Source organism: Phenylobacterium sp., assembly GCF_044371015.1.
Classification (GTDB): domain Bacteria; phylum Pseudomonadota; class Alphaproteobacteria; order Caulobacterales; family Caulobacteraceae; genus Phenylobacterium.
Window position 1 is genome coordinate 1 of record NZ_JBILUK010000121.1, and the last position, 9,213, is coordinate 9,213.

General features: G+C 68.2%; 10 protein-coding genes. 5 read left to right on the top strand and 5 right to left on the bottom strand.

Features of this window, described 5'->3' with window-relative positions:
* The 5 genes from ACIQ3R_RS11140 to ACIQ3R_RS11160 form a co-directional block, all read left to right on the top strand.
* Positions 1 to 1,706: acetolactate synthase 3 large subunit (locus tag ACIQ3R_RS11140; RefSeq protein ID WP_397418449.1), on the top strand; the 1,706-nt coding region annotated here is incomplete at its 5' end.
* Positions 1,706 to 2,116, top strand: a complete 411-nt coding sequence (locus ACIQ3R_RS11145) for a GFA family protein (protein ID WP_397418451.1) — start codon at positions 1,706 to 1,708, stop codon at positions 2,114 to 2,116. The genes ACIQ3R_RS11140 and ACIQ3R_RS11145, both read left to right, overlap by 1 nt.
* A gap of 146 nt (positions 2,117 to 2,262) precedes the next feature.
* Positions 2,263 to 3,543 (top strand): NupC/NupG family nucleoside CNT transporter, encoded by a 1,281-nt coding sequence (locus ACIQ3R_RS11150; RefSeq protein WP_397418453.1) that lies wholly within the window; start codon positions 2,263 to 2,265, stop codon positions 3,541 to 3,543.
* Positions 3,544 to 3,557: 14 nt separating this feature from the next.
* Positions 3,558 to 4,187 (top strand): glutathione S-transferase family protein, encoded by a 630-nt coding sequence (locus tag ACIQ3R_RS11155; RefSeq protein WP_397418455.1) that lies wholly within the window; start codon positions 3,558 to 3,560, stop codon positions 4,185 to 4,187.
* Between the two features lie 182 nt (positions 4,188 to 4,369).
* Entirely contained in the window at positions 4,370 to 5,683 is a 1,314-nt protein-coding gene (locus tag ACIQ3R_RS11160; protein ID WP_397418457.1) for an ammonium transporter, read from the top strand.
* 11 nt (positions 5,684 to 5,694) lie between these two features.
* On the opposite strand, the gene ACIQ3R_RS11165 is transcribed toward ACIQ3R_RS11160, so the two are convergent.
* The 5 genes from ACIQ3R_RS11165 to ACIQ3R_RS11185 all read right to left on the bottom strand — a co-directional run.
* The gene (locus tag ACIQ3R_RS11165) at positions 5,695 to 6,672 is read right to left on the bottom strand and encodes an alpha/beta fold hydrolase (protein ID WP_397418459.1); all 978 of its coding nucleotides are present in this window, start codon (positions 6,670 to 6,672) and stop codon (positions 5,695 to 5,697) included.
* An 11-nt stretch (positions 6,673 to 6,683) separates the two neighbouring features.
* Positions 6,684 to 7,322, bottom strand: a complete 639-nt coding sequence (locus ACIQ3R_RS11170; protein ID WP_397418461.1) for a glutathione S-transferase family protein — start codon at positions 7,320 to 7,322, stop codon at positions 6,684 to 6,686.
* On the bottom strand, positions 7,319 to 7,579 hold the full coding sequence (locus ACIQ3R_RS11175) for a DUF3253 domain-containing protein (RefSeq protein WP_397418463.1): 261 nt from the start codon (positions 7,577 to 7,579) through the stop codon (positions 7,319 to 7,321). Before ACIQ3R_RS11175 ends, ACIQ3R_RS11170 begins: the two co-directional genes overlap by 4 nt.
* Positions 7,580 to 7,610: 31 nt before the next feature.
* Positions 7,611 to 8,759 (bottom strand): acyl-CoA dehydrogenase family protein, encoded by a 1,149-nt coding sequence (locus ACIQ3R_RS11180; RefSeq protein WP_397418465.1) that lies wholly within the window; start codon positions 8,757 to 8,759, stop codon positions 7,611 to 7,613.
* Positions 8,760 to 8,771: 12 nt separating this feature from the next.
* A partial coding sequence (locus tag ACIQ3R_RS11185) for a hypothetical protein (protein ID WP_397418467.1) occupies positions 8,772 to 9,213 on the bottom strand: 442 nt, incomplete at its 5' end.

Sequence of the window (9,213 nt, forward strand, 5' to 3'; positions counted from 1 at the left end):
TCGACACCCTCTTCGGCTATCCGGGCGGGGCGGTGCTGCCGATCTATGATGCGTTGTTCGCAGAGCCCCGGCTGAAGCACGTCCTGGTCCGGCACGAGCAGGGCGCGACCCATGCCGCGGAAGGCTATGCGCGCTCGACCGGCAAGCCCGGCGTGGTGCTGGTCACCTCGGGCCCCGGCGCCACCAATGCGGTGACCGGGATCGTCGACGCACTGATGGACTCGATCCCGCTGATCGTGATCACCGGCCAGGTCGCTACACACCTGATCGGCACCGACGCCTTCCAGGAATGCGACACGATCGGGATCACGCGGCCCTGCACCAAGCACAACTATCTGGTGAAGGACGTGGCCGAGCTGCCGCGCATCCTGCACGAGGCGTTCCATATCGCCACGTCCGGGCGCCCCGGCCCGGTGGTGATCGACATCCCCAAGGATGTGCAGTTCGCCAAGGGCGCCTACCAGGGGCCGGGCGAGGTGCAGCACGCCCATAACTATGCGCCTCGGGTAAAGGGCGACTCGGGCCGCATCGCCGAGGCGGTGGCGATGATCGCCAAGGCCAAGAAGCCGATCCTCTACACCGGCGGCGGCGTGATCAACGCCGGCCCGCAGGCCTCGACCCTGCTGCGCGAATTCGCGGCGCTGACCGGCGCGCCGGTGACCTCGACTCTGATGGGACTGGGTGCGTTCCCGGCTTCGGACCCGCAGTGGCTGGGCATGCTGGGGATGCACGGCAGCTTTGAAGCCAACAACGCCATGCATGACTGCGACGTCATGGTGGCCATCGGCGCCCGCTTCGACGACCGGGTGACCGGCCGTTTGGACGCGTTCTCGCCGGGCTCTCGCCGCATCCATATCGATATCGACGCATCGTCGATCGGCAAGAACGTGCGGACCGACATCGGCATCGTCGGCGACGCCGGCAATGTGCTGGCCGACATGATCGCGGCCTGGAAGAGCCGCAACCTTTCCGCCGACAAGGCGGCGCTGAAGAGCTGGTGGAGCCAGATCGACACCTGGCGGGCCCGCAACTCGTTCGGCTATGCTCCGGACAGCAAGCTGATCAAGCCGCAGCACGCCATCCAGCGGCTCTATGAGCTGACCCGCGACCACGACACCTACATCACCACCGAGGTGGGCCAGCACCAGATGTGGGCCGCGCAGTTCTATCACTTCGACGAGCCCAACCGCTGGATGACCTCGGGCGGACTGGGCACCATGGGTTATGGCCTGCCGGCCGCCGTCGGTGTGCAGATGGCGCACCCGGACGCGCTCGTGATCGACATCGCCGGCGACGCCAGCGTGCAGATGACGATGCAGGAGATGTCGACGGCCATTCAATATGACCTGCCGATCAAGATCTTCATCCTCAACAATGAGTGGATGGGCATGGTTCGCCAGTGGCAACAGCTCCTGCACGGCGAACGCTACAGCCACTCCTATTCCTCGAGCCTGCCCGACTTCGTGAAGCTGGCTGAAGCCTATGGCGGCGTCGGCCTGCGCGCCGAGACGCCCGACGAACTGGACGACAAGATCCGCGAGATGATCGATGTGCGGAAGCCGGTGCTGTTCGACTGCCGCGTCACCAAGGAAGAGAACTGCTTCCCGATGATCCCATCCGGCAAGGCGCACAACGAGATGATCCTGGCCGCCGACAACCGCGATCTGGGCGCCGTGATCGACGACGCGGGCAAGCGCCTGGTGTGATGGGGGTCGCCCTCACCGGCGGCTGCCTGTGCGGCGGCGTCCGCTATGTGGTGGCGGGCCCGCTGCCGCCGATCCAGCTTTGCCACTGCGGTCAGTGCCGCAAGGCGCAGGGCGGGGCGTTCGCAGCCAACGCGCCGGTTCCGGCCGACAGCGTGCGCTGGCTGCAGGGCGAGGACCTGATGCGCGAGCACCGTGCATCTCCCGGCAAGCGACGGGTGTTCTGCGGCGCCTGCGGCAGCCCGCTGTTCAGCCAGCGCGACGAGACGCCTGAGACCCTGAGGCTCCGCGTCGGCGCGCTGGATGGCGACGGCGCCGGACTGGAAATCGGGTTCCACTTCCACACGGCCTCAAAGGCCGCCTGGTGGCCGCTGGACGACGATCGCCCCCGGCATCCGCACGAGGCGTCGTAGGCGGGGGCAGCGGCCTCAAGGACGACACGCTTCCGCGTGTCACCCCAGTGCTCCTGCCGGCTCGACTTGCTTGGAGACCTGGCCCACCCCTCTTGCGCCTGGGCGCGTTCCGGCGTCGATTGGGCGTACAGGCGCGCGGGGACAGGATGTTCGGGCTTCAGAATCTGCAGAGCGTGGTCGGGATCCTTGGCGTGCTGCTGCTCTGTTGGGCCATGTCGGAGAACCGGCGGCGCTTTCCATGGAAGCTGGCCATCGGCGCAATCGCGGTGCAGGGCCTGTTGGTGCTGGCGCTGTTCAGCCTGCCGCCTCTGCGGGCGGCGCTGCAGGGCGTCGGCCTGGCGGTCGACGGGCTGGCCGCCTCGACTCAGGCCGGGGTGGCGTTCGTGTTCGGCTTCCTGGCCGGGACGCCCAACCAGCCCTATCCCCTGACCGAGCCCGGGGCCCTGTTCGTCTTCGCCTTCCGGGTGCTGCCCGTCATCCTGGTGGTCTGCGCGCTGGCGGCGCTGCTCTGGCACTGGAAGATCCTGGTCTGGATCACCCAGGCGTTCGGGGTGATCTTCGAGCGCACCATGGGGTTGCGCGGGCCGCCGGCGCTGGCCACCGCGGCCACGGTGTTCATGGGCCAGGTGGAGGGCCCGATCTTCATCCGGAGCTATCTCTCCAGCCTCTCGCGGTCCGAGTTGTTCATGCTGATCGCCGTGGGCATGGCCTGCGTCTCGGGCTCGACCATGGTGGCTTATGCGACGATCCTGAAGGACGTGCTGCCCAATGCGGCCGCGCACGTGCTGACCGCATCGATCATTTCGGCGCCGGCCGGCGTGCTGCTGGCGCGCATCATCATACCGCGCGATGACGCGGTCGAGCAGAGCCAGGCCTATGATCCGCTGGCGGCCAAGAAGTACGACAGCTCCATCGATGCCCTGATCAAGGGCACAGGCGATGGCTTGCAGATCATGCTGAACGTGGGCGCGACGCTGATCGTGTTTGTGGCCCTGACCGCGATGGTCAACAACATCCTGGGCGTGTTCGGCGACGTGGCGGGCGCGCCGCTGTCGGTGGAGCGGGGCCTGGGCGTCGTGTTCGCGCCGCTGGCCTGGGCGATCGGCGTCTCCTGGGCCGATGCGCCGACCGCCGGTTCGCTGCTCGGGGTCAAGCTGGTGCTGACCGAGTTCACGGCCTTCATCAACATGGGCGCGATTCCGATGGAGGAGCTCGAGCCGCGCACCCGGGTGCTGATGACCTACGCCCTTTGCGGCTTCGCCAACATCGCTTCGGTGGGGATCAACCTTGCGGGCTATTCCGTGCTTGCGCCCGAGCGTCGGAGCGAGGTGGTGGGCATGGTGTGGAAGGCGATGATCGCCGGCTTCCTGGCCACCTGCCTGACGGCCTCGATCGTCGGCCTGCTCCCTGCGGCGCTCTTCGGCTGACAGGAGGGCCCCCGATGAAGATCCACGTCGCGCCGATTGCGCCGAACCCGCGTCGGGTGCTGTGGGTCATGGCCGAGAAGGAAATCTCCGACATCGAGGTCGAGACCTACAATCTGGGCGAAGGGCGGCACAAGCAGGTCGGCTACCTGCGGAAGGCGGGCCTGCCGGTGCTGCCGATGCTGGAGCTGGACGACGGGACCGCGATAACCGAGTCCCTGGCCATCTGCCGCTATCTGGAGAGCCGCTGGCCGGAGCCCAACCTGTTCGGGACCACCCCGGAAGAGACCGCCGTCATCGAAATGTGGACCCGACGGGCGGAGATGAACGTGGCCATTCCACTGATGGTGGGCGTGCGCCACACGTTCCCGCCGCTGGCGGCGCTGGAGAAGCAGGACCCAGTGATCGGCGCGTTCAACCTCGAAACCGGGACGGAAGGTCTGAAGATACTGGACCGGCAACTGGGCAGGACCGAGTGGCTGGCGGGGGACCGATTCTCGATTGCCGATATCGTCGCCTTCATCGGCCTGGATTTCGCCCGGCTGGTAAAGGTGAGGCCGCCCGAGACGCACAAGCACCTGATCCGCTGGGTCGAGGTCATGCGGGCGCGGCCCGCGGCGGCGACCAGCGCACGGCAACCCGCCTGATCGCCTGAAAAATCAGCGGATGGCGCCTGTAAATGCGGCGCCACGGCCGGCCGAGCGGAGGGCCCTGGAACGCCTTCGCCGCAGGCGGTTGAAGCTTCGCTTGCCCAAGGTCTATGCAGGTCTTGCACGGTGAGATGGCAACCCGCGAGAATCCGCGGGGCCTCCCCGGCGAGGGAGAGGCAATGATCCGCAGGATGGCGCCCGGGAAATGGGCGAAGCGCGCTGCACTGGGCGTGGGACTGGCCGGCCTCGCCGGAGCGGCCATGGCGCAGGTTGAGGCGCCGCCGAGCGTCGATGCGGGCAATACCGCCTGGATTCTGGCTGCGACGGCGCTGGTGCTGTTCATGACGCTGCCGGGGCTGGCGCTGTTCTATGCGGGGCTGGTGCGGGGCAAGAACGCGCTCAGCGTGATGATGCACTGCATGGCGATCGCCTGCCTGAGCTCGGTGCTCTGGCTGTTGGGCGGCTACAGTCTGGCGTTCTCCGGATCAAATCCGTGGATCGGTGATCTGGCCAAGTTCGGGCTGCCGGTCGGCCGCGACGCCGTGGTGGGAACCCTGCCGGAGAGCGTGTTCTTCGCCTTCCAGATGACCTTCGCCGTCATCACCCCGGCCTTGATCGTCGGCGCCTATGTGGAGCGGATCAAGTTCGGGGCGGTGCTGCTGTTTTCCGGCCTGTGGTTGTTGCTTGTCTATGCGCCCGTCTGCCACTGGGTCTGGGGCGGCGGCTGGCTCGCCCAGATGAAGGTGATGGACTACGCGGGCGGGCTGGTGGTGCACGCCACGGCGGGCGTTTCCTCGCTGGTGGTGGTGGCGTTCCTGGGCGCGCGCGATGGCTGGCCCAAGTCGGCCGACCCGCCCCACAGTCCGGGGCTAACCATGATGGGCGCCGGCATGCTCTGGGTCGGCTGGTTCGGATTCAATGGCGGAAGCGCCCTCGCAGCCGATGGCGCGGCGGGTTCGGCGCTGGTCGCCACGCACATCTCGGCGGCGACCGCCGGCCTGGTCTGGGCCCTGATCGAGAAGATCAAGTTCGGGCGCAGCTCGATGGTGGGCCTCGTCACCGGCGTGGTGGCGGGCCTGGCCACGGTGACTCCGGCGTCGGGGTTCGTGGGCCCGGTCGGCGGCCTGATCCTCGGCGCGGCAGGCAGCCTGGTGTGCTTCCACGCCGTGGGGCTGGTGAAACAGGGCCTGAAGCTGGACGACAGCCTGGACGTCTTCGCGGTGCACGGCGTGGGCGGCATCCTCGGCACGCTGGCGGTGGCGGGACTGGCGACGCCCATGCTGGGCGGCGTGGGTTGGGCCGAGGGCATGAATGCAGGTTCGCAGCTGGGTGTGCAGACCATCGGCGTGCTGGCGGTCTGCGCCTGGTCGGCGGTGGCCTCGGCGGCGATCCTGTTGGTCTGCCGGTTCACCACGGGGTTGCGCGCCAGCCCAGAGGCCATCGAGGACGGGCTGGACGTTTCCGCCCACGGCGAGCGGGCCTATCCGGGGTAAGGGGGGGCGATCTAACGCCCTGGAATGGCCGCCACGCCCGATGGCAGCGGCGTCGCGGGGTCCTTCAGGAAGCTGAGCACGTCGGCGATGACGACGGCGCGCTGGTGGTCGCGGGTCAGCAGGTGGCGGCCCTCCGGGTAGTAGGCGCTGACGTCGCCGGTGGTCAGGCCTCGGGCGGCGCGGAAGGCGGCCGCCTTGGGGATGATGTCGTCGTGTGCGCCGTAAAGGTAGAGCGTGGGGGCCTTGTCGCGGCCGACGGCGTCAGAGGCGCGGCCCATCAGTTGGACGAGGCCATAGAGCGTGTCGGACCGGGCGCCCCAGATCATCAGCGGGTCGCGGCCCATGCGGGCGAGCTCCTCGCGGTTGTCGGTGGGGAAGATGCGCGCCGTGAGCCAGCGGGGCGGAGTGTAGACCTTAGAGCCTGTAAGGTTGGCGGCGAACCAAAGGGCGGTCTTGTTGGGCAGCGGCTGGTCGCGGAAACCCCAGACGCCCGGTGCGAGCAGGATCAGCCGGTCGGCCGGGGGCGGATTTTCACCGGCGAAGGCGGTGACGGCGACAGAGCCGCCCATGCTCTCGCCCACCACGGCCAGGATGGCGCTGGGATAGCGGGCGCGGACCAGCGCCGCTGCGGTGCGCAGATCCTCGGCTAATAGCTCCGGGTCGGCCCAGACGCCGCGCCCGGGCGAGCGACCAAAGCCGCGCTGATCATAGGCGTAGGTGGCGACGCCGGCTCTGGCCCACTCGGGCGCAGCCAGGTGGAAGGCGTTGGCGTAGTCGTTCATGCCGTGCAACGCGACGATGACCGCCCAGGGCTCCGTCTCCGGCCGCCAGACCGTGAGGCCCAGGCGCGCGCCGTCGAAGCTGATCAGGGCGTCGGTCTCCAGGCGCGGACCCTGAAAGCCGGCGACCGGGCTGAGCGCCTGCTGGCGCAGCATCGGGGCGCAGGCGCCTAGCGTCAGCGCCAGGAGGGCGACCGCGAGGGCGCGCATGCGGTGAGCGGTCAGGCCAGCCCGAACATCGCCCGCTCCTGGGCGATGATGGGCGCGTAGGAGGGCCTAGCCAGGATCGCGGCGACATAGGCGGCGGTCTTGGGATAGGCTGACGCATCGATGGCGTGGCCGGCCAGGACGAGGTTCTGGAACGGACTCGCAACGGCCAGATCGGCCAGGGTCAGGCGGTCCTCGACGAGGAAACCCGAGGCGGGGATGGACCGTTCCAGATAGTCGAAGATGCCTGGGAGCTGCGCCTTGCCGGCCTCGACCGCGGCCATGTTGCTGTCTTGCTTCAGAAACCGAGGCGCCACGACCAGGTTGAAGAATATCGCGCCGGCGGCGGCCACCAGGATGGTGTCGGCGAACTCGTCGTACCAGATCGTCCGCGCCCGGGCCCTGGCTTCGGTGGGGATCAGGCGGGCCTCGGGCTTCAGCGCATCGAAGTAGGCCACGATGGCGGAGGAGTCGGAGACCAGGAAATCGCCGTCCTTCAGGCCCGACATCTTGCCGAAGGGACTGGCCTCGCGGAACTCGGGCGGGCCCGCGCCCATTCCGGCCTGGACCAGCTCGACCTCGATCCCGGCCTCAGCGGCGACCGCCAGCGACTTGCGGACATAGGGGCTTAGGGTGGAGCCGTAGAGGATCATGAGGCCGGGTCTCCTGAAATGGGCAGGCGCATGCGCCAGACGCCCTTGAACGTGTCGGGATCGGCGGGTTTGCCGTGGCGGAGGATCACCAGTCGGCCGGCCCTGGCCAGGCCGACCGCGACGCCGCGCACCTTGCCCAGTTCGCGCCGCCAACCGGCGGGATCGAGCGCGCGCGCGACATCCTCCGGAGAGACCGACTTGCCGGGCGGCAGGTTGGCCAGGAGGCCCAGAATCGCGGCTTCAACGGCGGCGGTCATGGGTTCGGGTTTGCGGTTGCAGCTTGGACTGTCACCCACCCCTCTTCAATGTCTCGCGGCTGATGATCACCTGCTGGATCTGGCTGGTGCCCTCGTAGATCCGGAAGATGCGGACATCGCGGTAAAAGCGCTCAATGCCGTATTCGGCGATGTAGCCGGCCCCGCCGAAAATCTGCACGGCCTTGTCGGCGACGCGCCCGACCATCTCGGAGGCGAAGTACTTGGCTGCGGCGCCCTCCATGGTGACGTTCATGCCAAGGTCGCGCTTGCGGGCGGTCTCCATGGTCAGCGCCCGTGCCGCCAGCGATTCTGTCTTGCAGTCCGCGATCATGCCCTGAACGAGCTGGAACTGGCTGATCGCCTGTCCGAACTGCTTGCGCTCGGAGGCGTAGGCGACGCAATCGGCGATCAGCCGCTCGGCGACGCCGACACAAAGTGCGGAGATATGCAGGCGGCCGCGATCCAGGACCTGCATGGCCACCTTGAAACCTTCGCCTTCGGCGCCGATGCGGTTCTCGACCGGCACGCGGACGTTGTCGAAGACCACGTCGCAGACGTGCGCGCCTTGCTGACCCATCTTTTTCTCGGGCTTGCCGACGCTTAGGCCGGGCGAGGTGCGCTCGACCAGGAAGGCGGAGACGCCGCCGCCGCCGGGCTTGCTTGGATCGGTGCGGGCCATGACCGTGAACAGGTCGGCCTTGTTGGCGTTGGTGATGTAGCGCTTGGCGCCGTTCAGCACGTAGTGGTCGCCGTCGCGCACGGCGCGGGTCTGAACCGCGCCGGAGTCGGATCCGGCCTCGGGTTCGGTAAGGGCGAAGGAGGTGATGATCTCGCCCGAGGCGATGCCGGGCAGGTACTTCTCCTTCTGGGCGTCGTTGCCGAACATCACCAGCGCCTGGGAGCCTATGCCGACATTGGTGCCGAAGGTGGAGCGGAACGCCGGACTGGTGCGGCCGAGCTCCAGCACCACAAGGCACTCTTCCTCCATGGAGAGCTCAAGGCCACCATAGGCCTCCGGAATGGAGAGGCCAAAGAGGCCCAGCGCCTTCATTTCCTCGACCACGTCGGCGGGCATGGCGTCGTCTTCTGAGACCTTGGCCTCGAGCGGGCGCAGACGCTCGGTGACGAAGCGGCGGACGGTGTCGATCAGCTGGTCGCGGGTCTCGGCGTCGAGCGCCATGGTCTAGGTCTCCTATTGGCAGGCGCGAAGCGTCACGGCTTCGCGGAAGCGGCCGAGACCGGCCGCCACGATGGGCCGGCGCCAGGTCTCGATGCGGATGGAACGGGGCGGGACGGCGCAGACTGGAGCCGGGGACGGGGTCACCTTGCCGCGCGCCATAACCAGGGCGATGGCGCTGTAGTCGACCATGCGGTCGGTCTGGTTCCAGATCTTCAGAACGCTGGCGCGCGCCTCGGCTGAGCCGTCCAGCGCGATGGCGATGTGGCCGTCGGGCGGCGGCAGGAAAGACTCGGTGACCGCGCCCTCAGGATGGGCGGCGGCGAGCTGGCCTTTCTCAACCCTGTCGAGCACCGGCAGACCCTTGTCATCGAGGCGGAAGATGGCGCGCTGGCCGCGGATCACCTGCAGGGTCTCGCCATCGACCCAGGTTCGGGGCTGAAAGGTGAGGGCGGCG